The organism is Methylomonas stagni (genome assembly GCF_050154735.1).
Classification (GTDB): domain Bacteria; phylum Pseudomonadota; class Gammaproteobacteria; order Methylococcales; family Methylomonadaceae; genus Methylomonas; species Methylomonas koyamae_A.
Window position 1 is genome coordinate 4,701,869 of record NZ_CP189557.1, and the last position, 23,237, is coordinate 4,725,105.

Consider the following 23,237-nt stretch of genomic DNA (forward strand, 5'->3'; position numbering starts at 1 on the left):
GTTTACATTTTTAATATGATGCCGGCCAGCGGCGGAAGAGTGACGGAGATCGAATGCTCCATCCCCATCCAGGGCTGCGGCTCGGACAGTACGCTGCCGTTGCCGGTGTTACTGCCGTCGTAATAGTGAGAATCCGAGTTAAAGATTTCGACGTAGGTACCGGGTTGCGGCACGCCGATTCGGTAACGTTCGCGCGGCACCGGGGTGAAGTTCAGAATCACGATCAGCTCTTCGTGGGCAGATTTACGCCGGTAGCTGATGATGGACTGTTGGTAATCGTGGCAGTCTATCCATTCGAAGCCGGCGTGCTCGAAATCGAAGCGGTATAGGGCCGGATGGCTGGTATAGAGGCGGTTCAAGTCCTTGACCAGGGTTTGCAGACCGGCATGGTGGGCGTAGTCCAGTACGTACCAATCCAGCGTGCGATTGAAACTCCATTCGGTACCTTGGCCGAACTCGCTGCCCATGAACAACAGTTTTTTGCCGGGATAGGTGAACATCATCGTATAGAGCAGGCGCAGATTGGCGAAACGCTGCCATTCGTCGCCCGGCATTTTGTTAAGCATCGACTGTTTGCCGTGTACCACTTCGTCGTGCGAAAACGGCAGGATGAAGTTTTCGGTAAACGCGTACAGCAAGCCGAAGGTCAGTTGGTCGTGGTGGTAGGCGCGGTGGATGGGTTGCTGTTGCATGTAGCACAGGATGTCGTGCATCCAGCCCATGTTCCATTTCATCGAGAAGCCCAATCCGCCGGTCCAGGTCGGCCGGGTGACTTGCGGCCAGGACGTGGACTCCTCGGCCATCACGACGGTGCCGGGGTGTTGCTCGTGGGTGACGGTATTCATGTGGCGCAGGAAGTCGATCGCTTCCAGGTTCTCGTTGCCGCCGTACATATTGGGAATCCAGTCGTTGGCTTCGCGCGAATAGTCCAGATACAGCATCGAGGCCACCGCATCGACGCGCAGGCCATCCAGGTGAAATTCTTCCAGCCAGAAGAATGCGCTGGACAGCAGGAAGTTTTTCACTTCGTTGCGGCTGTAGTTGTAGATCAAGGTTCCCCAGTCGCGGTGTTCGCCCTTGCGTGGGTCCTCGTGCTCATACAGGGCCGTGCCGTCGAAGCGGGCCAGCGCGAAGGCGTCCTTGGGAAAGTGGGCCGGCACCCAATCCAGGATCACGCCTATGCCGTTTTGGTGGCAGTGGTCGATGAAATAGCGGAAGTCGTCCGGCGTGCCATGGCGACTGGTGGGCGCGAAATAGCCGGTGGTCTGATACCCCCAGGATGCATCGAGCGGGTGTTCGGTGATCGGCAGTAACTCGATATGGGTAAAGCCCAACGCTTTGACGTAATCGACCAATTGCTCGGCCAAATCGCGATAGTTCAGGAAGTTGCCGCGCTGGTCGCGTCGCCACGAGCCCAAATGCACCTCATAGATCGACATCGGTTGGTGCAGCCAGTCATGTTGGGCGCGCTGGTCCATCCATTCGCCGTCGTGCCAGACGTAACGATCTTCATCGACCACGATCGCGGCGGTCTGCGGGCGGAATTCGAATTGTTGGCCGTAGGGGTCGGTTTTAACCAGCAATTCCCCGGAATTGCGATTGATGATTTCGAATTTGTACAAGCAGCCCACGCTTAAACCGGGGATAAAGATTTCCCAGATCCCGCTGCCGCCCAAGCTGCGCATCGGATGGCAGCGGCCGTCCCAGCGGTTGAAGTCGCCGACGACGCTGACGCGTTGCGCGTTGGGCGCCCAGACCGAGAAAGACACGCCGTCTATCCCGGCCACGCTTTGGCGGTGACCGCCGAGTTTTTGATAGATGTGCCAATGGCGGCCTTCCGCGAACAAGTGTTGGTCGAATTCAGGCAGTACCGGGCCGAAACAATAGGGATCGTATTGGAGGTGGTCGTTGCCGTCCTTGTCGGTCCAGGCCAATTGGTAATGCTTCGGAACGTCGCCGGTGCCGGGGCGGTATTCGAATACGTCGGTATCCGGTAGTCTTACGAAATCGCCGCCGTCGGCGGCCAGACTCACGCTTTCGGCGTAGGGTAGAAACACTCGGACGACGGTATCGCGGTCCTGGCCGTGGCGACCCAGCACGGAAAAGGGGTCGTGATGTCTGGCCTCGATGATTTTGACGATTTCCGGATCGAGCGGCAGGGATGGGCTTGGCTTGTTCATGATGCAACGCCTTCGGTTATAGTTTTGTTAGATGGTTGGCAGGGACAGCCATGCCAGGCAGGATAGACTACTCGGTAACAAATCGCTTGGCTTTTACTTTTTCGCGAAGAGTAACGATAATGCTCGGACGCGGCAAGTGCCATGCCGACAAATCCGCCGATATGCCCATCCCGGGCGGCCATCGGTGTCGCTTATTTTTTCTTAGAGGATGCTCATGTCAGTCGTCGATACAAATCTACAGGAAAGACGGGTCAACGATTTGACCCGTAACACCATAGCCTTGATTTTGGCTGGTGGCCGGGGATCGCGACTTAAGGACATGACCGATTGGCGCGCGAAGCCGGCGGTGCCGTTCGGCGGCAAGTTCCGCATTATCGATTTTCCGCTGTCCAACTGCATCAATTCGGATATCCGCAAGATTGGCATTTTGACGCAATACAAAGCCGACTCGCTGATTCGGCACATTCAACAAGGCTGGGGTTTTTTACGCGGCGAATTCGGCGAGTACGTCGATTTGATGCCCGCTCAGCAGCGCCACGACGAACATTCCTGGTACCAGGGAACCGCCGACGCCATCTATCAAAACATTGATATTTTGCGGGCGCGAAATCCCGAGTTCGTGTTGGTCTTGGCCGGCGACCACATTTATAAAATGGATTATTCGGTGATGCTGGCCGATCACGTCGCCAACAAAGCCGACTTGACGATCGGTTGCATCGAAGTGTCGTTGGAAGATGCCAAGGCATTCGGCGTGATGCATGTCGACGACGAGCGCCGGGTTAAATCCTTTGTCGAGAAACCGGATAACCCGCCGGCGATGCCGGGTCGCGACAATACCGCATTGGCGTCGATGGGTATCTATATTTTCAACGCCCGCTTTTTGTTCGAGCAATTAATCAAGGACGCCGACACCAAAGCCTCCAGCCGCGATTTCGGTAAGGACATTATTCCGGCCGTCATCGATAAATATCGGGTGTATGCCTATCCCTTCCTGGATTTGCAAAGCGGTCAGCAAAGTTATTGGCGAGACGTCGGAACCATAGACGCCTACTGGGCCGCCAATATGGAATTGATCGGCGTCAAGCCGGACTTGAACCTGTACGACAACACTTGGCCGATTTGGACCTATCAGGCGCAAACGCCGCCGGCCAAGTTCGTGTTCGACGACGACGATAGACGGGGCGCGGCGATCGATTCGATGGTGTCCGGCGGTTGCGTGATTTCCGGGGCAACGGTGCGCCATTCGCTGTTGTTTTCGCAGGTGCGCGTCAACTCGTATACGACCGTCAAGGATTCGGTGGTGCTACCGGAAGTCAACATCGGCCGGCATTGCCGGATCGACAAGGCAATTATCGAGAAGGGCTGCCAAGTGCCGGAAGGCACCGTGATCGGCGAGAACCGCGCCGACGACGAAAAGCGCTTTTATGTCAGCGAGGGCGGTGTGGTGTTGGTGACGCCGGAGATGCTCGGTCAAAGACGGCATTATGTCCGGTAAAAAACTCAAGCTGGTGCTGTGCTGGCATATGCACCAGCCGGAGTACCGCGACACGCAGAGCGGCGAATTCAAATTGCCGTGGACTTATCTGCACGTCATCAAGGATTACGTCGATATGGTCGCCCATTTGGAGGCGGCTCCGTCGGCTAAGGCGGTTGTCAATTTCGCGCCGATTTTGCTGGAGCAAATCGAAGATTATTCTAATCAGGTGACCGGCTATTTGCACGATCGGATCGCTATGAAGGATCCGTTGTTGGCCGCGTTGGTCGAGCCGACGGCGTCGGCCGACCCGGACAAACGTCTGAAGCTGCTGCGCGATTGTAAAAAAGCTAACCGCGAACGCCAAATCGACCGCTATCCGGCCTTCCGCAAATTGATCGACATGGCCGATTGGATTCTCGGGCATCAGGACGCCATCAAATATGTCAACGCCCAATTCGTTTCCGATATCCTGGTTTGGTATCACTTGATCTGGATGGGCGAAACCGTCAAGTTGACGGACAATCGGATCAAACGCTTGATCGAAAAAGGCGCGGCGTTCACGTTGCACGACCGGATAGAAATCGTCGAGGTGATCGGCGATTTGTTGTCCAAAGTGATTTATCGCTATAAGGCATTAGCCCGTAAGGGCCGTATCGAATTATCGGTGACGCCATACGCGCATCCCATCATGCCGTTGATGTTGGATATCGCCAGCGCCCGAGAGGCGATGCCGGAAGTGGCTTTGCCTAAATTGCCGAATTACCCCGGCGGTGAAGAGCGCGTATGCTGGCACTTGCGGAAGGGGATCAACACCTTTCGACACTTTTTCGGTTTCGAACCGCGCGGTTGTTGGCCATCCGAAGGTGGCGTCAGCGAGCGTACGCTGGCGATACTCGGCGAGTTCGGTTTTCACTGGGCCGCCAGCGGCGGTAATGTCTTGCACAATAGCTTGCGGGCCTCCGACCTGGCCGGTAAAACTAGCGTGCATCAAGCGTTCCGGTTGGCGTCGGCCAGCACGGTGTGCTTTTTCGGGACGACGGTTTGTCCGATCTGATTGGCTTCGAATATTCCAAATGGCATGCCGACGATGCCGTGGCCGACCTGATTCAGCATCTGGAAAATATTGCGGATTACGAGGCTCGGCCGCCGTTGGTTTCGATTATCATGGATGGTGAAAATGCCTGGGAGTATTTTCCGGATAACGGCTATCATTTTTTGAGCGCTTTGTATCGCCGGCTCGGCGAACATCCACGGATAGAGTTGACGACGTTTTCGGAATACCTGCAAGGTGCCGAAGCTCAAGTACAGCCATTGCCGCGTCTGGTTGCAGGCAGTTGGGTTTACGGCACGTTCTCGACCTGGATCGGCGACGCCGATAAAAACTGCGGCTGGGATATGTTGGGGGACGTCAAGCAGGCGTTCGACAACGCGGTGCAGGATGGCCGCTTGTCCGATCAACAGCAGGAAAAGGCGCGAGTACAGTTGGCGGTGTGCGAAGGGTCCGATTGGTTTTGGTGGTTCGGTGACTACAATCCCGGCGAGGCGGTCAGCGATTTCGAAAAGCAGTACCGATTGAATTTAACCAATTTGTATCGGCTCTTGGGCGAGGAACCGCCCGGCTATTTAGCCTTATCCTTCACTCAAGGCAGCGGTAGTCCGGCGATGGGCGGCGCAATGCGGCGCGGTAATGAACTTTGAACGAATTCGAAAAACGGTTTTTGGGGGTTGGCTTGGATAGACGTCGCGCGGGTGTTTTGCTGCATATCACTTCGTTACCGGGGCATGGCGAGTGCGGCGACTTGGGATCGGAAGCGTTCAACTTCGTCAACTTTCTGCACGATGTCGGCGCCACGATCTGGCAAACCCTGCCGTTAGGCATGCCGCATGGCGACGGTTCTCCTTATCAATGTTTATCCGCTCATGCCGGAAACCCGGCCTTGATCAGTATTGACTGGTTGGTGGATAGAGGTTGGCTGCAACTGGCGGACCGCTGCAACGATTGCTCCGGTCATGGTGAATTGAGCAAAAGCTGTCTGGTGACTAAGGCGTTTTACGGCTTTCAAGTGCTGGCGGATGTATCGGCCCAGCAGGATTTCAAGCAGTTTTGCCAGGACAAGTCGAGTTGGCTGGACGATTTTGCGCTGTTCATAGCGCTACGCAACGTGTTCGGACACAAAAGTTGGAACGAATGGCCGGATGGTCTTAAGCAACGTAAGCCGGATGCCTTGAGCGAGTCCCGGCAGTTGTTGAAGGCGGTCATAGAAGGCATCAAGTTCGAGCAATATGTGTTTTTCAAGCAATGGGACGAGCTAAAGGCTTATGCCTCCAGTAAAGGCGTGTTGATGTTCGGCGATATTCCGATTTTCGTGTCCTACGACAGTGCCGACGTCTGGGCCAACCGCGAAGCTTTCAAATTGAACCCGTTGGGTGAAATGGATGTCGTGGCCGGCGTGCCGCCGGATTATTTTTCCGAGTTCGGGCAACGTTGGGGCAATCCGCATTACAACTGGGTCTACCTGAAAAAGACCGGCTTCAAATGGTGGCTGGATCGGATAGAAGCGCAGTATGAAATGTTCGATATTTTGCGGATCGATCATTTTCGGGGCTTGGAAGCGGCTTGGGAAATCCCGGCCAGCGAAGATACCGCAGTCAACGGTCGCTGGGTGACGGCGCCGGGTGGCGAGCTGTTGGCAGCGATTCAACAGCATTTTCCGGCTTTAACCTTGGTCGCCGAGGACTTGGGTATCATCACCCCCGAAGTAGAAGCCTTGCGCGACGATTTTAATTTGCCCGGTATGAAAATTTTGCAGTTCGCATTCGGCGACGACGCTCGCAATCCCTATTTGCCTTGCAATTACCGGCGTAACTGCGTGGTGTACACCGGTACGCACGACAACGACACCACCCAAGGCTGGTTCGACGCGCTTAACGATACCGACAAGCAGCGCATATACGACTATTTGGGCTGGTCCAGTCTGCCGATGCCTAGTGCCTTAATTCATGCCGCGTTGGGCTCGGTAGCCAACTTGGCTATTATCCCGATGCAGGATATCTTGAAACTTGGCTCCGCCGACCGGATGAATACGCCAGGTACCACCGAGGGTAACTGGCGCTGGCGTTTCGATTGGTCGCAATTAACCGGCGACAAAGCCGGCCATTTCGAACACTTGATACGCTTGTTCGGCCGAGGTCCGCATTAGTCGTCGTCTTGCTTGGCGGGAGCGCTGGGAATCGGCGATAACGGAATCCGGTAGCCGGCAATGATTTGCTGAATTTCATCGAAGTTCTTGGCAATCAGGTCGTTCAAAAGTTGTTTGCGCTTGCTGTCGCCTTGTCGCACGCCCATCGCGATTGAGAAATCGAAGCGCATGCCCGGCGTGGACTGCATCGGAATGGCGATATACTGGTTCTTCGGGTTTTTCGATTGAACGTAGCCGGCCATCGGTCCCCACAAAATCACCATATCGATCTTGCCGGTGCTCAGATCGGCTTCAATTTGCATCGCCGTATTGTGTTCGCCGTCGCCGGTCATGCTTTGATAAGGAACGCCGTATTCCAGCAAGCCGTTGCGTTGCAACCATTCGGTGCCGGGCCCACGATCGAACATCGCAATTTTCAGCTTTTCCTGCTTTTCCAACGGCAGTTGCGTTAGTTGCATCGGGTCGTGGATATCGTCCCAGCCTCGGCCTTTGGCGATCAACAACACATAAGTCGAATGAAAATAGGGTTTGGTGGTATCGGTCAAATCGAAACCCGCCGGCACGCCCATGATCACGTCGCATTTAAAACCCTGGCCGTTGTCGTTTTCGGCTTTCAAGGTGTTGCGGACAAAGCCCATCCGTTCCGGAAACCAAGTGAACTCCAATTCCTGACCCAGTTGTTTGGCGAAGAGGGCCGCGATTTTATTTTCGTAGCCGCTAAGTTCCTTGGTGGAATAAGGGGGATTCAGCGGGTCGGCACAAACCCGAAATTTATTCTCGTCAGCTTGGCCGGTAACGGCCGCGCAGCTCAGTGCCAGCGCGGCTACGCATCGATTGTAAGTCATAGTCTTCTTCCTTCGTTTTCATGAAGCCACAAAAAAGCCTTGGCCGATTGCTCGGCCAAGGCTTGCTTAACGCGGATCTTATTAAGGTTGGATCTTAGTTAGGCAGGGCGAACACAGTGAGTGTACCACCCAATTTGGTGTAGGAGCCTAAGCTTCTGTACGCACCCACCGCGCCCAAACCTTCCGAGTTGGTTGATGACGAGCCGTCGTCCAGACCGGCCGCGATACCGATACCTGCCCAGCCGCCGATACCCGACAGAACGCCAACATATTGTTTGCCTTCGAATTCCCAGGTATTAACGTTACCGATGATGCCGGATGGGGTTTTGAATTTGTACAATTCTTTACCGGTTTTGGCATCAACCGCTTTCAGGTAACCTTCCAGGGTGCCGTAGAATACGACGCCGCCCGCGGTAGCAACAGAGCCTGACCAAACAGAGAATTGCTCTTTGTTGGACCAAGCGATTTTGCCGGTTTTAGCATCCCATGCGGTGAATTGGCCGAGGTTGGTGGTGCCGTCTTTTTTACCAGTCAGAACATCGGCGCCAGCCGGCATCATGTTCAGAGTTGCGCCGACGTAAGGTTGGCCGGCGGTGTAGCTAACTTCGAACGGTTCGTACTCCATGCACAAGTGGTTGCCTGAGATGTAGAACAGGCCGGTTTGTGGAGAGTAAGAAACCGGTTGTTGGTTTTTCGCACCCAAAGCTGCAGGGCAAGTGCCAACGGTGTTGACGTCTTCGCCGTTATGTTCGGTAGAGAATTCAGGTACCACTTGTGGGCGGCCTGATTTCATGTCGACATGGGTTAGCCAGTTGACGGATTTGTCGAAGGTTTCGGCAACCAACAATTCGCCGGTTTCGCGGTCCAGGGTATATCCCACGCCGTTACGGTCGAAGTGAACGATGGTTTTGTGCATTTTGCCTTTGACTTCTTGATCGACCAGAACGGTTTCGTTGATACCGTCGTAGTCCCATTCGTCGTGCGGGGTCATTTGATAAACCCATTTAACTTCACCGGTGTCGGCGTCACGCGCCCACAAAGACATGGACCATTTGTTGTCGCCCGGACGTTGTACAGGGTTCCAGGTAGATGGGTTGCCTGAACCGTAATAGACCAAGTTCAGTTTAGGATCGTAAGAGTACCAGCCCCAAGTGGTGCCGCCGCCGATTTTCCATTGGTCGCCTTTCCAGGTAGCCAAGCTGGACTCAGGTCCCAGAGGGGTGACTTTGCCGTCTTGCCAGGTGGTGGATTTGCCCGGTTTGATCAGAGTGTCCTTGTCGGGACCCATGCTGTAACCTTTCCACGCCAATTGGCCGGTTTTGATGTCGTAGGCCGCCAGAAAGCCGCGCACACCGAATTCGCCGCCGGAAATACCGGTCAGAACTTTGTCTTTAACAACGATAGGGGCGTTGGTGTTGGTCATGCCCAGTTTCGGATCGCCGTTTTGCACGCTCCAAATACGTTTGCCGGTTTTAGCATCCAGCGCGGTCAGTACGGTGTCCGATTGCTGCAGGAAGATTTTGCCGTCGCCGTAAGCCAAGCCGCGGTTAACGGTATCGCAGCACATCACGGGGATGGTGACGTCGGCATCCATGGTTGGGGTGAATTCCCAGATGACCGCTTTGGTTTTTTGGTCGATCGCGTAAACGGTGTTAGGGAACGGAGTGTGGATGTACAGAACGCCGTTAACAACCAGGGGACCGCCTTCGTGACCGCGCAGAACGCCGGTGGAGAAAGACCAAGCCGGTTGCAGATTTTTAACGTTTTGAGCGTTGATTTGCGACAGTTTGCTATAACGAGTGCCGGCGTAGTCGCCGCCCCAAGAAGCCCAGTTGGCAGGGTTTTGGGTTAATTTTTCTAAGTCGTCGTTAGCGGTAGAGACAGTTGGTGCAGCAAGAATAGTAGCTACAGTCGAAGCAAGCAGCCAGTTTGTTACAGGCTTCTTCATATGTTTCCTCCTGGTAATCTGCGGATGTACACAGAGTACGATTTTGTGTTGTTAAGACTAATATTAGTTTTAAAGCTCTGTTTGGATGACTGCCCGAAACGCCCGATACCGGCCGCTCACAGCCTAGGCTAAGCCACGCCAAGCGCGTAAATTGAAGGATTTTTTCCTAAAAGTCAACCGGAAAAACTCTGGGAATCCCGGTTGGCGGGAATAATGTCAAGCCTGATAATGCCTTAGCTTTTTCGGACATCGAGCGGTTCCGCGAAGGAAATTCCGCATCCCCCCAAACCGCAATAACCGTCCGGGTTTTTGGCCAAGTACTGCTGGTGCTCTTCCTCGGCATAGTAGAAGCTCGGCGCCGGGGCGATTTCCGTCGTGATCGAGCCGAAGCCGGCCGCGCTAAGGCGTTGTTGGTATTGTTGTTGGCTGGCCAGCGCTTCGGCGAGTTGCTGTTCGGTGTAGCAGTAAATGGTCGAACGATATTGGGTGCCAACGTCGTTGCCCTGGCGCATACCTTGCGTTGGGTCATGCGATTCCCAGAAAACCTGGAGCAAGTGGCGGTAATCGAGTAGGGCCGGATCGAATACCACCAAAACGACTTCGGCGTGACCTGTCATCCCGGTACAGAGTTCCTGGTAGGTGGGGTTGGGGGTGAATCCGCCGGCATAGCCAACCGCCGTCGCATGTACGCCGGCCTGTTGCCAGAATTTTCGCTCGGCGCCCCAAAAACAGCCCAGACCGAAGACGGCTTGTTGCATGGATGCCGGAAACGGTGGGTGGTAGCCGTTGCCGCTGACGTGATGCTTACTGCCGCTGGCAATCGGATTGCGGCGGCCGGGTAAGGCTTGTTCAGGGCTGGGCATTGCGGATTTTTTAAACAGAATAGACATGGTGGACATCCCGTGGTCGAATCGAAGCATGGCGGGGATTATAATCCCGTCTCGATTTGGATAGGTTTCGGAACGATATGACACAACAAGATTGTTTAAGGCGGTTTCTATTTGAAGAAGCCGGTGCGCGCGGCGTATGGGTCAGGTTGCAACACAGCTTGCAAGATGCTAAGCAGCATCAGTCTTTGCCGAACGACGCGGTCGACGCTCAGTTTGGACAGGCACTGGCGGCGGCGGTGCTATTGTCGGCGACCATCAAGTTTAAGGGCGCGATGATTTTGCAGGTGCAGGGCGGCGGCGATCTGCGCGCGCTGGTCGCCCAATCCAGCAACGAGCGGCGGATTCGAGGGCTGGTGCGCAGTCTACCCGAGGTGAACGGTGAAACGTTGCGGGAAATGATCGGCGACGGTGGCCGACTAGTGTTAACCGTGGAGTCCGACAGCGGCGAACCCTATCAAGGCATCGTCGCGTTCACCGAAGACAGTTTGGCCGAGGTACTGACGACTTATTTTCGGCAGTCGGAGCAGCTCGATACCCGCTTGTGGTTGTTTGCGAGTAACACGCATGCCGCCGGCTTGCTTCTGCAAGCCTTGCCTGGGGAAACCGCCGACAAAGCGGATTGGGAGCGTTTGGAAATCCTGGCCGGCACCGTCACCGCCGACGAATTGCTGGGCCTGGACTGCGAGGACATCTTGCATCGCTTATTTCACGAGGAACAGGTCAGGCTATACGAAGCCGAGCCGGTGGCATTTCAATGCAGTTGCTCGCGGCAAAAAATTGCCGGCACTTTATCGGCGTTGGGACGGTCCGAGTTGGAGGCTATTTTGCGCGAACGCGACGACATCGAAGTCGATTGCCAGTTCTGTGGAGCCCAATACCGCTACGACAAAGTCGATGTCGAGCATTTACTGAACAATTCGGCGGTCGACAGCGGCCTGCCGTCGCCGACCAGACATTGAGGACGCGCATGAAAAAAGTCACCCGCATTTTTCGATTAGTGTTGGCCTTTGGCCTGCTCTCCACGTTGACCGGCTGCCTGCACTGGCTGCACGCCTATCAGACTTATCTGCAAATGGACGAATTCGACCGCTATTTCGCGGTGACGTCTAAAGACGATTTCACCGTGCATTTCAAGGAGCCGAGGTTGCTAAGCCAAGATTTCGTGTCGTTGGCCAAGTTGCACGCCAGCAGCGAGGAAAGAATCGGCGACGGCAAAAAATGGCGCTATTGGTTTCGCAAGATCGACAAGGACGGCAAGCCGATCAATCCGGAAATCAGTTTTTATCTGGATCTGGCCTTTAATAAAGAAGACAAAATCACCGACTGGACCTTTTCCAATCTGTTTTTACAGATTGCGCCGCCGGAGTTTTTGGAAGCTTCGTTCCGTTCGTTGGGCGGTGCCGAGATCAATGAAGAAAAACAGCAGTTGAAAGCCAAAGCGGACCAGATGGAAAAAATCGCCGCAAAACTGCCGAAAAAGGCTGTAGTGGTCAAACAATTGGGTGAACCGCTGGAAGTCGAGAATGAAGACAAACAGGAAATTTATAAATACCACTTCCGCTTGGATGCCCGCGAGATCGAGGAAGGTTACGAAGATCGGGCTTTGAGCGAAGTGCGCCTGACCTTCGATAAGGCCACGTCCGAGTTGGTCAAAATGTCCGGCCGCTTTGCCGGCCTAAAAATATCGATCAACTATCGCAATTTCCAGGACGAAGACGAAAAAAAGGTGGCGGGCTTGTAGATAACCGATAAGTGGCGAGGCGGCCGGTTGGCCTCGCCTCGCCTCGCCGAGCTTGCCGCGGTTACGCGCGGGTTTTCAGAATCGCCACGGCCGGCAATTCCTTGCCTTCCAGAAATTCCAGGAAAGCGCCGCCGCCGGTCGATGTATAAGACACTTTGTCGGCGATCGCATATTTGTCGATGGCTGCCAGGGTGTCGCCGCCGCCGGCAATCGAAAACGCCGGGCTTTCGGCAATCGCCAGCGACAGCGATTGGGTGCCTTCGCCGAATTGATCGATTTCGAACACGCCGACCGGGCCGTTCCAAACGATGGTGCCGGCGGTTTTCAGAATGTCGGCATATTGCCGGGCGGTTTCCGGCCCGATGTCCAAAATCAGGTCGTCGTCCGCCACGTCGCTAACCGCTTTGACCGTTGCCGCGGCGGATTCCGAAAATTCCTTGGCGCAGACCACGTCAACCGGTACCGGGATGTCGGCGCCGCGTTGCTTGGCGGCCGCGATCAGTTTTTGAGCTTCCGCGATTAAATCGGCTTCGTACAACGATTTGCCGACGTTATAGCCAGCCGCCGCGATGAAGGTATTGGCGATGCCGCCGCCGACGATCAATTGATCGACCTTGGTGGACAAGGATTCCAGCACGGTCAGCTTGGTGGACACCTTGGAGCCGCCGACGATGGCGACCAGCGGATGAGCCGGGGTTTCCAGCGCCTTGCCCAGCGCGTCCAGCTCCGCCGCCAGCAACGGGCCGGCACACGCGACGGGCGCGTATTCGGCGACGGCGTGGGTGGAGGCTTCGGCGCGATGGGCGGTGCCGAAGGCGTCCATCACGAAGATGTCGCACAATTTGGCCATCTTTTGGCCCAGCTCGGCATTGTTTTTCTTCTCGCCTTTGTTAAAGCGGACATTCTCGCAAAGCACGACTTCGCCGGCCGCGACATCCACGCCATCCAGCCAATCTTTCACCAACCGCACCGGTTTGCCGAGCAATTGCGAAAAACGTTCGGCGACCGGTTTCAAGCTGGAAGCTTCGTCGTATTCGCCTTCGGTGGGACGGCCCAGATGCGACATCAAAATGACCGCCGCGCCTCCGGCCAAGGCCTTTTCCACGGTCGGTACGCTGGCTTGGATGCGCAAATCGCTGGTGACTTTGCCGTCCTTCACCGGCACGTTCAAATCCTGGCGGATCAACACGCGCTTGCCTGCCAGATCCAGATCGACCATTCGTTTGATAGACATAAGCTCTCCTTTGTGTGTAATAGTGTCGCCATTATAAAGTGTAACCGGCGCCGGCCGAATAAAAGTCGTCTTCCCGTGAGAGGCTTGAACTATATTTGCAATCTATTGCCCTCTTTCGCGGATAGATTCATGGCCAAAGCGTTAATTTTTGCGGTGATCGGCTGGTTGGTCGCCTGGAGCGCAAGTCTCCAGGCGCAAGTGTCGGCAACCGACGAGATTCAAGTGCTGATCGACGTGTCCGGCAGTATGAAGCAAAACGATCCGCATAATTTGCGTATTGAAGCCAGCCGTTTGCTGGTCAACTTATTACCGGATAATGCCAAGGCCGGTTTACGTTTGTTCGCTGAAAAAACCGAGGTCCTTTCGGCTAGCGACGCGGTTTCACCCGCATGGAAACAGCAAGCCGGCAAGGCTACCGCGAATATTCACTCGCGCGGACTCTATACCAATATCGAGGACGCGATAAAAAGCGTCTTGGACGGTGGGTTTGCGGGAACGGGAAATAAACATCTGATTTTACTGACCGATGGTTTCGTCGATATTTCCAAGGACATTATGGAGAGTGCCGATTCGCGCGAACGTATCCTCAGCGAATGGATACCGCGCTTGCAGCAAATGCGGGTCAAGGTCGAGACCATCGCGTTGTCCGCTCAAGCCGATAAGGAGTTGTTGCAACGCTTGGCGGGCGAGACCGGCGGATGGGCCGAAGTCGCCGAGTCGGCCGACCAGTTGCAGCGGGTTTTCGTTAAGATGGCGCAAAAGGCCGCGCCCAAGGACAGTCTGCCGCTGGCGGGAAATCGCTTCGAGGTGGACGCCAGCATCAAGGAGTTTTCGGTGCTGGTGTTCAAGAAGCCCGGCGCGGCGCCGACTTTGTTGTGGACGCCGGATGGCGTAAAGCTCGGCAAGCAAAGCGCCTCCGGCAACGTGTCCTGGCTGGAGAGCGCCAATTACGATCTGATAACCGTCAGAGAGCCGCGCGCCGGCGAATGGCGCCTGGAAGCGGAGGTGGACCCGGATAACCGGGTCATGATCGTGACCGACTTGAAATTGCAACTGGGCGAATTGCCGAATTTCTTAACCGAAAAGCAGGGTTTGACCGTCAAAGCGCATTTTACCGATGGCGGCCAATTGATTGACAGGGCGGATTTTCTGGCGATGCTGAGCTTGCAGGTTACCGTGGACCAGCAGACGCCGACCAATATGGCGGCGACTGGCGAAGCGGGCTACTTTGGTTGGAATGCGCTGAATCCGGGGCTCGGTAAGCATCTGTTACGGGTCGTGGCCGACGGCAAGACTTTCCGGCGTGAAATCGTCCATGAGTTTGAAGTGGTGGCGGCACCGATTGCCATCGAAAAGCAGATCGATATTGCCGCGCGTCGGGTCACGCTGACCTTGGTTCCCGATACCGCTCTCCTGGACACGACCGGGATGTCCGTCAATGTCGGCATCGGCCGAGCGGGTCAAGCCGGCGAATCCAGAGCGTTGGCCGCGCACGACGGGCGCTGGGACTTGGTTTTGGCCGACATTCCGGTCGGCGGGACTACACAAGTCAGCTTTAGTGTTACCGCCCGCGGCAAGGACGGTAACACGTTGGAACCGTTGGTGCCGCCGGTCACGATAGACGATAGTTGGTTTGTCGCCGAGCCGACTGCCTCCGAGACACATCCGGCCGAACCGGATGTCGCGGCCGATGCGGAGCACGGCGCGACGCGCGGCGATGCGGCCGCGGGAGAGAGCGAGGACGTTCACGGAGAGCCCGTGAGCGAAACCAATTGGTTGCAGGTTGCCGGCATTGTGCTGGGGTTGAACCTGTTGATCGCCGGAACGGGTTATTTCGGTTACCGGGCCTTTAAGCAAGCGCAATTTCGCAAACAGCAAGCGTTATTGGAGAGGTTGGCATGATTCAGCTCGACTCGGTCGTCGTGGTGCTGATGGCGGAAGCCCTAGTCGTATTGGTACTGTTCATGGCGGTGTTGTTTTTCCTGTCTCGGAACCGGCGTGGCCGGGAAATGGCGGAAGTCGACCGATTTATCGATCAAATGGACGAGCAAAGTTTGGTCAAACAACATCGGTTGGAACAATTTCTAGGCGAAGACTGCGGTTTGCCGGTCGAAACGGTCGAATCGGTGCTGGCGGCCGTACTCAAAGCCGAGAGGGCCCTGTTCCAGCAAATATTTAGGCTGTTTTTACAGCGGGATTTGGCGACACTGGCCGACATCGAGAGAAAAATCGACGAATTGGCCGAGCCGTACCAGAATCTATTGGTTGATCACCCCGAGCCGACAAGCGGTGCCGTTGGGCAGGTCGACAAGCTGGCGGCCATGGAGCGCATCAACCAACAACTGGTTCGACAGCTAGACACCGCGATGAAAACCATAGACGAAATTTCCGCCGAATATACCCGCGTGTTTAGCGGCAATCAGACGGCGCTGGAATTGGAAAACAGCAGTAAGAAAATGTTGCAAGTGTTCGCGGAAGCCGAACACAGCATCCGGATCAATGTCGCTGGCGAGGCAGAGGAGTAGTATGGACGAATCGCTGCTGGTCGTGGTGTTGGTCAATCTGCTGCTGGTGCTGTTGATCGCATTGGTTGCCCTGATGTTGGTCGCTTGGCGCAAGCGCAAACAGAGTCAGGCGGAGCTGGAGCATTTGTTGGACGATATCAAGGACCGGCAGGGCCAGCGCAGCGATCAAATGGCTGAGATGCTCGTCGGCAAATACCGGCTGGACGAGCAAAAGGCGCGGGAGTTATCCGAAAGTCTGATTTTGGCCGAAAAACAGTTTTTGCACGGTTTTTTTGAGCAGCAAATGCAACAGCAAGCGGTTAGCGGCTTTTACGACGGTTTGTGCCGCTTGCTGAACAGTTATCTCAGTTCGATGCCGGGTTCCGAGACGGCCGAAGTAGCCGGCGAAGAGTTGCCGGACGACAACAGCGGACAAGAGACTGAGCCTTCCGACGAAAAAGAGAAGTCCGCCGCCGGCAACCCGCCGCCGGATTGGGGCGACGTGTTCGATTGAGTTTTTGAGAACGACAGGATGACGAGTATCTATATCATCGCCGAAGCCGGCGTGAATCATAACGGTGACCTGGACACCGCAATCGCGTTGATAGACGCTGCGGTGGCGGCGGGCGCCGATGCGGTCAAATTTCAAACCTTTAAAGCCGACAAACTGGTGACCGGTAAGGCCGGCAAGGCGGCCTATCAGCGAGAAACCACCGATGCCGGCGAGAGTCAACTGGCGATGCTGCGGAAACTGGAGCTGAAATACGAATTCCACGTGCGATTGCGCGACTACTGCGCCGAGCACGGTATCGAGTTTTTATCGACCGCGTTCGATTTCGACAGCTTGGCATTCTTGACCGGCGAAATCGGCGTTAGGCAACTGAAAGTACCTTCCGGTGAAATTACCAACGGTCCATTTTTGCTGGCTCACGCCGCGACCGGAAAAGAGCTTGTGTTGTCCACCGGCATGGCGACTTTGGGTGAGGTGGAGACCGCGCTGGGGGTGTTGGCCTTCGGCTTCTTAGGTTGGCAGCGGCCGAGTTTGGCGCGGTTTCGGCAAGCTTACGGCTGCGACGCCGGCCAGGCGTCACTGCGAGAAAAAGTCACGTTGCTGCATTGCACCAGCGAGTATCCGACGCCGCTGGAACACGTTCAACTGCGGGCGATGGATACGCTGGCGCAAGCGTTCGGCTTGCGGGTGGGATATTCCGATCATACCGAGGGGTTGGCGGTGCCTATTGCCGCGGCAGCTCGCGGCGCGGTGTTGATCGAAAAGCATTTTACGTTGGATAGAGATTTACAGGGGCCGGATCATCGGGTTTCGCTGGAACCGGCGGAACTGACGCAAATGGTAGCGGCTATTCGCTCAGTCGAGTTGGCTTTGGGAGGTGCAGGCAAAATCCCGCAACCGATCGAGTTGCAAAATCGCGATGTGGTACGCAAAAGTCTGGTGGCAGCTGCGGATATTGCGATTGGCGAGCCGTTCAGCGTCGAAAATTTGGCGGCCAAACGGCCGGGCACAGGCTTGAGCCCGATGGAATATTGGCGGATGTTGGGACAAACCAGCCCGCGCGCCTATCAAGTAGACGACTTGATTTCATGAAGTTGCCGGTGATTATGCTCGGTAGCGGGGGGCACGCCAAGGTGTTGTTGGATATTTTGCGGCGCCTGGAGGTCGATATTCTGGGGGTCGCCGACCCGGCCAAGCGACAAGGTGATAGTTGGCTCGACCTACCTGTATTGGGCGGGGATGAGGTCGTAGCCGATTACGGCTCAGAAGACATTGCGCTGATAAACGGGCTTGGCTCGCTGCCCCGTGACGCCGGCACGCGGTCTCGACTTTTCGAGACATTCGCCGAGCGCGGTTACCGCTTCGGTCATGTCGTCGATCCGACGTGTTTTTTGGCGGGGAGCGTGGAATTGGCGGCTGGCGTGCAAATCATGGCGGGCGCCATAATTCAGGCAGGCACGCATATTGCTGAGAATACCATCGTAAACAGCGGTGCCATCGTCGAGCACGACTGCGTAATCGGCCGCCATGTGCATGTCGCACCGGGCGCGGTGTTAAGCGGAGGTGTCGAAATTGGCGATAGGACACATGTCGGTGCCGGCGCGGTCGTAATCCAAGGAATTCGCGTGGGCGCGGGTAGCGTGATAGGTGCCGGCAGTGTCGTGACGCGCGACGTTGCGGTTCGGCAAATTGTCTATCCGGCCCGATCGCAGCTCAAGAATATAGAATCATGAAACAGCATTGGCAGCAGGTAGTGATAAGTCCGGAAGCGACGTTACGGACCACGATAGAGGTGATCGACCGCGGCGCGCTGCAAATCGCGTTGGTAGTGGATGAAGACGGGCGCTTGGTCGGGGTGGTTACCGATGGCGACATTCGCCGCGCCTTGATTCGGGGCCTGGCGCTGGAGCATCCGGTCGGCGAAGTGATGAACAAGCGGCCTAAGGTGGCCAGCGAGACCGACAGTAAGACCCAATTGATCGCGGTGATGGAGGGGCATCATTTGTATCAGTTGCCGGTGGTGGACGAGCGTGGCCGAGTGGTGCGCTTGGAATCGCTGCAGGCTTTATACAAGCAGCCGGCTTTTCCGAATCCGGTGTTTTTGATGGCGGGGGATTCGGCAAACGGCTGCGGCCTTATACCGACGATAGGCCGAAACCATTACTAGAAATCGGCGGAAAGCCGATTCTGGAAACCATCATCGAAAATTTCGTGAAATCGGGTTTCCGCCAATTCTTTATCGCGGTGCATTACCGGGCCGACCAGATCAAGGATTACTTCGGCGACGGCGGTCGTTGGGGGATAAGCATTCGGTATATCGACGAGGTCGAGCCGATGGGGACGGCCGGTGCGATTGGGTTACTGCCTGATAGCCTGCCGGACGTGCCGTTGATCGTCATGAATGGCGATATCTTGACCCAGATCGACTTTTCGCGACTGTTGGCTTACCACAACGAACAGCAAGCGATCGCGACGATGTGCGTCCGCCAGTACGAGTATCAGATTCCTTATGGCGTCGTGATGTTGGAACAGCAACGGATCGTCGGTATCGAGGAAAAGCCGTTGCAGAGCTGCTTGGCCAACGCCGGAATCTATGTGCTCGATCACAGTTTGATTGCAGGGATCGCCGGCCAGAAAAGCCTGGATATGCCGACACTGTTTAACCAGCAAATCGCGCTAGGCGAGACGGTGTCTATGTTTCCGGTGAACGACTATTGGCTGGATATTGGTCGGGAAGCCGATTTTCTGCGCGCGCAGGGCGAATTCGCCAAATATTTTTGATGACGAGGGTTAAAGGATTTCAAATCGGGGCCGATACATCCAGCGAGTTTGAAAACAAACCTTTTTTTCGTAAATCAACCAAAACAAATAATTCCGGCGGCGGCTCAGTTTTCGGATTTTGGAGGGTAACATCATGGCAATGGTAATCAACACAAACGTAGCTTCGTTGAACAGTCAAAGGTTTTTGAGCAATACCAACATGTCTTTGCAGACTTCGATGGAGCGCTTATCTTCCGGTTTGCGGGTGAATTCCGCGAAAGACGACGCGGCCGGTTTAGCGATTAGCGACAAGATGACATCGCAAATCCGGGGTATGACGGTGGCGGTGCGTAACGCGAACGACGGCATTTCGATGGCGCAAACGGCCGAGTCCGGCATGGGCGCTCTCACCGATACCTTGCAACGGATGCGCGATTTGTCCGTACAGGCGGCCAACAGGGCGGCGGTCGGTTCTTCCGACCGCGAGAAATTACAAACCGAATTCAAGCAATTAGGTTTGGAGATGAAACGTATCATTCAGAATACCGAATTCAACGGTAAGAAAATTTTGAACGGTTCGTTGAAAAACGCTAACTTTCAAGTGGGTGCCAATACCGCCACGGATAACCAGGTTTCCGTGAATATTTCCGATTTAACCGCGGTCAACAGCTTGAGCGCCTTGTTCGGTACCAAATTGTCGATTGGGTCGATGGCGACCTCTGGAAACGTCAGATCGGCAATGACAGCGATTGATACCGCGATCAAAAAGATAGATACTTTTAGATCTACATTGGGTGCGATTCAAAACCGGTTTACAACGACAATTGCCAACTTGAACTCGTCGATCGAGAATCAAAGCGCGGCAAGATCCCGGATCCTGGATGCGGACTTCGCGACAGAGACATCGAACTTGAGTAGACAGCAAATTCTGCAACAAGCGGGTACCGCAATGTTGGCGCAAGCGAATCAGTCTACGCAAAACGTCTTGAGTTTGCTCCGGTAGTTTGGATAGGAAGATTGCGCCGTCATGGCGCAATCTTTCCTTTAACACTGACAACATAGGGTGAGCATCATGAATAGTGAAATTTCAAATGTGCTGAAGCTAGCCCCCTTGACTGTTGTGAAAACCGATAAGCAAACGGATGAAAAGTCGTTTTCCAGCACTAGAACCGAGGCGAATCAAGCCAGTTCGGCGGTGTCTGCGTTGCAAAGCGATTCAACGGCGTCTTCTTTGAATTCGAAACAGGACGAGGACAAGCAGAACGACGCTAAAGTGACATTGGATACGGTAAAGCAGGCGGCCGATCAAGGCAATTCGCTGTTGCAGGCCGTAACCCGCAATCTGCAATTTAAAGTGGACGATTCAACGCAAGAATTGGTCGTCAAGATTGTCGATAGCGAAACCGGCGATGTGGTAAGGCAAATTCCGTCGGAGGAAATGTTGGCGTTTATCAGGCGAATGCAAGAGTTAGACGGGCATCAAGGTTCGGTTATTCAGGATCGGGCTTAGCGTGGGATAGCGGCGGTTCGTTGAGGAGGGTGTCATGAGCATAGTTTCCACGACAGGTATCGGTAGCGGTATCGACATTAATTCGCTGGTCTCTCAATTGGTAACCGCTGAGGGCCAGCCGGCCTTCAACGCGATTCAGCGTCAGGAGGACGCCGCCAACGCCCGGTTGAGCGGCTTGGGTACGTTGAAGAGCGGACTGTCAGACTTTCAGACGGCGCTCGCTTCGTTGAAAGACGGTAGTGTTTTTAAGACCCACACCGCTTCCTCCTCCGACGAATCTATTTTGAAGGCAACCGCCGGAGCCTCGGCGGTTGCCGGTTCATATTCGCTGGAAGTGACCCAGCTGGCCAAGGCTCAAAAGTCGATCGCCAAAGCCGAGTTTTCCGATATTACGACTACGACGGTCGGTACCGGTACTTTATCGTTTACCGCGACCTCGGGTTCGACATTCAGCCTGACCGTGGACAGTAGTAACAATACGCTGGAGAAAATGCGCGATGCGATCAACAGCGCTTCGGATAATAGTTTCGTCAGCGCCAGCATCGTTAATGTCGACAATGCCGCCGGAACCGGCACGGTATCTAAACTGGTGTTGACCGCCAAAAACAGCGGCACGACGAATGCGTTTACTGTCAGTGGTAGCGATAGCGACGGCAACCATACGGATACTTCCGGGCTGTCTCAGTTGTTTTCGACGAATTTCGATAATCCATCGGTTGCCCAAGACGCGATTATTAAGGTGGACGGACAGACTGCAACGCGTAGCAGCAATACTATCACCGATGTTTTACCGGGAGTGACGCTCAATTTACAGTCCCAGGAGCCTGGTACTTCGGTAAACATAGACATCGGTGTGGATAAGGCCGCGATTACCAAGTCTATCAACAGTTTCGTTACCGCTTACAACAAACTGCACACCACCACCAAAGACCTTGGCAAATACGGCGGCAGTACCGATGGCAGCGGCGACGGTAACGGCGCGTTAATTGGCGATGCCACCTTACGTTATGTCACCAGCCAAGTGCGGACAAATACGACCTCGGTGGTTTCGTCGGCGACGGGCAATTACAACTCCTTAGCGTTGATTGGCGTCAAAATCGATAAAGATGGCGTGATGTCCTTGGACAGTACCCAGCTGGATACCGCCTTGGCGGCCGATTTCGATTCGGTCGGCGATGTGTTTTCTTCGAGCGACGGTGTTGCCACCCGTCTGGACTCGACGTTAACGGGATTGTTGCAGTCCGGCGGTAACTTGGATACTCAGCAAAGCTCGTTGAAAAAGCAATTAACCACATTGGAAGATAGGCGGACCGACGTGCAGGTTAGGATGGATAACTTTCAGAAATCCTTGCAAAAGCAATTTACCGCGATGGATGTGCTGGTCGGGCAATTTAATTCGACTGGTTCATTTTTGACAAGTTGGATCAATAATTTATAAACCGGAAGGGGGATTCCCATGTATGTAGATGCCCATAAGAGAGGTGCTAGGCAATATGCCGATGTGCACACTTCCAGCGGTCTCGGAGAGGATTCTCCGCATCGTTTGATTCAGATGTTGATGGAGGGTTTCTTGGCTAGAGTCAACTCCGCGAAGGGCGCGATAGCCCATCATGACATGGAGGCCAAAAGTATCTACATCTCCAAGGCGATCGGCATCGTTGGCGGCTTGAATGAAGCCGTGGATTTGGAACGTGGTGGCGAGATCGCGGCCAATCTGCGCCAACTATACGACTATATGAACATCCGGCTATTGGAAGCCAGTCGCGAAAACAGCGAAGACAAGCTTAACGAAGTCGCGACCTTGATGCGCGACATTAAGGAAGCTTGGGATGCGATTGCGTGATGGCAACCGGTCCTCGCGTTGATTTCCTGGCCTGGCAAGAGCGTCTGGAGCAATTTAACGCAGCCATAAAAGGCCACATAACCCAGGAGGACTGGGAAAATTTGTCGGTTTTATTGAACGAGCGGCAGGCTTGGCTGGAGGCGTTAGCGACGATGCCGCTAGCCGAATCGGAAAAACCTCAGGCGAAGCAGTTCGCGCGGAACGTGGCCGAACTGGATAAACCGTTTCTGGCGCAGATACAACACCTTCAAGCTCAAGCCAAGACCAATCAATTGGCTTTCGAAAAAGGCAAGCGGGCGTTACGCGCCTATCGCGCTGGTTAAGTTCAATCGCCAGTTTAGAAAACTGCCCAAGATCGGCTTCCGCGAGATTGGTTCAATCCTGTGCTAAGGGGGTGTTGCTTGAGCTTTTCGTGCGTCAACTCCAAGTAGAAGTAAACTCATTCTTTATCCTATCGAAATGCCAAATCAGCTTTCTCTCTGATCCCCGCCTCCGGAATTCTTCGGATCTCGAAAATAGCTATCAATCTGAACGTGTCGTAAAAATGGCAGGGCCGGAAATGTTAGGTCGCCGGTTTTAGTGTTCAACGGCCAC

The 23,237-nt window shown here is 54.9% G+C and carries 23 protein-coding genes; 18 read left to right on the top strand and 5 right to left on the bottom strand.

The genetic code is table 11. The features are described 5' to 3' along the window. Positions 1 to 2: 2 nt before the first annotated feature. The gene (glgB, locus tag ACP4CD_RS21495) at positions 3 to 2,180 is read right to left on the bottom strand and encodes a 1,4-alpha-glucan branching protein GlgB (protein WP_426992550.1); all 2,178 of its coding nucleotides are present in this window, start codon (positions 2,178 to 2,180) and stop codon (positions 3 to 5) included. A gap of 214 nt (positions 2,181 to 2,394) precedes the next feature. Here glgB and glgC point away from each other — a divergent pair, with 214 nt between their 5' ends. Genes glgC through malQ form a run of 4 tightly spaced genes read left to right on the top strand, consistent with a single transcriptional unit; the run spans position 2,395 to position 6,857 of the window. After that, a complete protein-coding gene (gene glgC, locus ACP4CD_RS21500) occupies positions 2,395 to 3,675 on the top strand; it encodes a glucose-1-phosphate adenylyltransferase (RefSeq protein WP_064030704.1) in 1,281 nt (426 codons plus the stop codon). Continuing rightward, a complete protein-coding gene (locus ACP4CD_RS21505; protein ID WP_426992551.1) occupies positions 3,665 to 4,711 on the top strand; it encodes a hypothetical protein in 1,047 nt (348 codons plus the stop codon). Before glgC ends, ACP4CD_RS21505 begins: the two co-directional genes overlap by 11 nt. Further along, positions 4,699 to 5,355, top strand: coding sequence for a hypothetical protein (locus tag ACP4CD_RS21510; protein ID WP_426992552.1), 657 nt, complete (start codon positions 4,699 to 4,701; stop codon positions 5,353 to 5,355). The genes ACP4CD_RS21505 and ACP4CD_RS21510 overlap by 13 nt, the downstream gene beginning before the upstream one ends. Next, a complete protein-coding gene (gene malQ / locus ACP4CD_RS21515; protein WP_426992553.1) occupies positions 5,352 to 6,857 on the top strand; it encodes a 4-alpha-glucanotransferase in 1,506 nt (501 codons plus the stop codon). The genes ACP4CD_RS21510 and malQ overlap by 4 nt, the downstream gene beginning before the upstream one ends. On the opposite strand, the gene ACP4CD_RS21520 is transcribed toward malQ, so the two are convergent. The 3 genes from ACP4CD_RS21520 to msrA form a co-directional block, all read right to left on the bottom strand. Beyond that, positions 6,854 to 7,702: a quinoprotein dehydrogenase-associated putative ABC transporter substrate-binding protein gene (locus ACP4CD_RS21520; RefSeq protein ID WP_426992555.1), complete on the bottom strand. Its 849-nt coding sequence runs from the start codon at positions 7,700 to 7,702 to the stop codon at positions 6,854 to 6,856. The two genes, malQ and ACP4CD_RS21520, sit on opposite strands and share 4 nt — an antisense overlap. A 94-nt stretch (positions 7,703 to 7,796) precedes the next feature. Then, positions 7,797 to 9,650, bottom strand: coding sequence for a methanol/ethanol family PQQ-dependent dehydrogenase (locus ACP4CD_RS21525; protein WP_064030701.1), 1,854 nt, complete (start codon positions 9,648 to 9,650; stop codon positions 7,797 to 7,799). Between the two features lie 233 nt (positions 9,651 to 9,883). Further along, on the bottom strand, positions 9,884 to 10,540 hold the full coding sequence (msrA, locus tag ACP4CD_RS21530) for a peptide-methionine (S)-S-oxide reductase MsrA (protein ID WP_426992557.1): 657 nt from the start codon (positions 10,538 to 10,540) through the stop codon (positions 9,884 to 9,886). A 77-nt stretch (positions 10,541 to 10,617) separates the two neighbouring features. On the opposite strand from msrA, the gene hslO reads away from it, so the two are divergent. Both hslO and ACP4CD_RS21540 read left to right on the top strand, forming a co-directional pair. Further along, entirely contained in the window at positions 10,618 to 11,499 is an 882-nt protein-coding gene (hslO, locus tag ACP4CD_RS21535) for an Hsp33 family molecular chaperone HslO (protein WP_426992558.1), read from the top strand. A gap of 8 nt (positions 11,500 to 11,507) precedes the next feature. After that, the gene (locus ACP4CD_RS21540; RefSeq protein ID WP_064030698.1) at positions 11,508 to 12,281 is read left to right on the top strand and encodes a hypothetical protein; all 774 of its coding nucleotides are present in this window, start codon (positions 11,508 to 11,510) and stop codon (positions 12,279 to 12,281) included. Positions 12,282 to 12,342: 61 nt separating this feature from the next. Here ACP4CD_RS21540 and ACP4CD_RS21545 read toward each other — a convergent pair whose 3' ends face one another. Next, positions 12,343 to 13,515, bottom strand: a complete 1,173-nt coding sequence (locus ACP4CD_RS21545; RefSeq protein WP_071160548.1) for a phosphoglycerate kinase — start codon at positions 13,513 to 13,515, stop codon at positions 12,343 to 12,345. 129 nt (positions 13,516 to 13,644) lie between these two features. Here ACP4CD_RS21545 and ACP4CD_RS21550 point away from each other — a divergent pair, with 129 nt between their 5' ends. The 12 genes from ACP4CD_RS21550 to fliT all read left to right on the top strand — a co-directional run bounded on the left by ACP4CD_RS21550 (position 13,645) and on the right by fliT (position 22,966). Beyond that, on the top strand, positions 13,645 to 15,417 hold the full coding sequence (locus ACP4CD_RS21550) for a VWA domain-containing protein (protein ID WP_426992560.1): 1,773 nt from the start codon (positions 13,645 to 13,647) through the stop codon (positions 15,415 to 15,417). Beyond that, positions 15,414 to 16,040 carry a hypothetical protein gene (locus tag ACP4CD_RS21555; protein WP_064030695.1) on the top strand — a complete coding sequence of 209 codons (627 nt, stop codon included), beginning with the start codon at positions 15,414 to 15,416 and terminating at the stop codon, positions 16,038 to 16,040. Before ACP4CD_RS21550 ends, ACP4CD_RS21555 begins: the two co-directional genes overlap by 4 nt. Before the next feature lies 1 nt (position 16,041). Beyond that, entirely contained in the window at positions 16,042 to 16,533 is a 492-nt protein-coding gene (locus tag ACP4CD_RS21560; protein ID WP_168032661.1) for a hypothetical protein, read from the top strand. A gap of 18 nt (positions 16,534 to 16,551) precedes the next feature. After that, entirely contained in the window at positions 16,552 to 17,622 is a 1,071-nt protein-coding gene (gene neuB / locus ACP4CD_RS21565; RefSeq protein WP_426992561.1) for an N-acetylneuraminate synthase, read from the top strand. Continuing rightward, positions 17,619 to 18,263: an acetyltransferase gene (locus ACP4CD_RS21570; protein ID WP_426992562.1), complete on the top strand. Its 645-nt coding sequence runs from the start codon at positions 17,619 to 17,621 to the stop codon at positions 18,261 to 18,263. The genes neuB and ACP4CD_RS21570 overlap by 4 nt, the downstream gene beginning before the upstream one ends. After that, positions 18,260 to 18,697: a CBS domain-containing protein gene (locus tag ACP4CD_RS21575; protein ID WP_426992563.1), complete on the top strand. Its 438-nt coding sequence runs from the start codon at positions 18,260 to 18,262 to the stop codon at positions 18,695 to 18,697. Before ACP4CD_RS21570 ends, ACP4CD_RS21575 begins: the two co-directional genes overlap by 4 nt. Further along, the gene (locus ACP4CD_RS21580; RefSeq protein ID WP_426994720.1) at positions 18,658 to 19,311 is read left to right on the top strand and encodes a nucleotidyltransferase family protein; all 654 of its coding nucleotides are present in this window, start codon (positions 18,658 to 18,660) and stop codon (positions 19,309 to 19,311) included. Before ACP4CD_RS21575 ends, ACP4CD_RS21580 begins: the two co-directional genes overlap by 40 nt. 133 nt (positions 19,312 to 19,444) lie before the next feature. Continuing rightward, positions 19,445 to 20,293, top strand: a complete 849-nt coding sequence (locus ACP4CD_RS21585) for a flagellin (protein WP_064030690.1) — start codon at positions 19,445 to 19,447, stop codon at positions 20,291 to 20,293. Between the two features lie 69 nt (positions 20,294 to 20,362). Beyond that, positions 20,363 to 20,800 carry a flagellar protein FlaG gene (locus ACP4CD_RS21590; protein WP_064030689.1) on the top strand — a complete coding sequence of 146 codons (438 nt, stop codon included), beginning with the start codon at positions 20,363 to 20,365 and terminating at the stop codon, positions 20,798 to 20,800. A gap of 34 nt (positions 20,801 to 20,834) precedes the next feature. Continuing rightward, positions 20,835 to 22,238 (top strand): flagellar filament capping protein FliD, encoded by a 1,404-nt coding sequence (fliD, locus tag ACP4CD_RS21595; protein WP_426992564.1) that lies wholly within the window; start codon positions 20,835 to 20,837, stop codon positions 22,236 to 22,238. Between the two features lie 18 nt (positions 22,239 to 22,256). After that, entirely contained in the window at positions 22,257 to 22,643 is a 387-nt protein-coding gene (gene fliS / locus ACP4CD_RS21600; protein WP_064030687.1) for a flagellar export chaperone FliS, read from the top strand. Beyond that, a complete protein-coding gene (gene fliT / locus ACP4CD_RS21605) occupies positions 22,643 to 22,966 on the top strand; it encodes a flagellar protein FliT (protein WP_426992566.1) in 324 nt (107 codons plus the stop codon). Before fliS ends, fliT begins: the two co-directional genes overlap by 1 nt. Positions 22,967 to 23,237 lie beyond the last annotated feature (271 nt).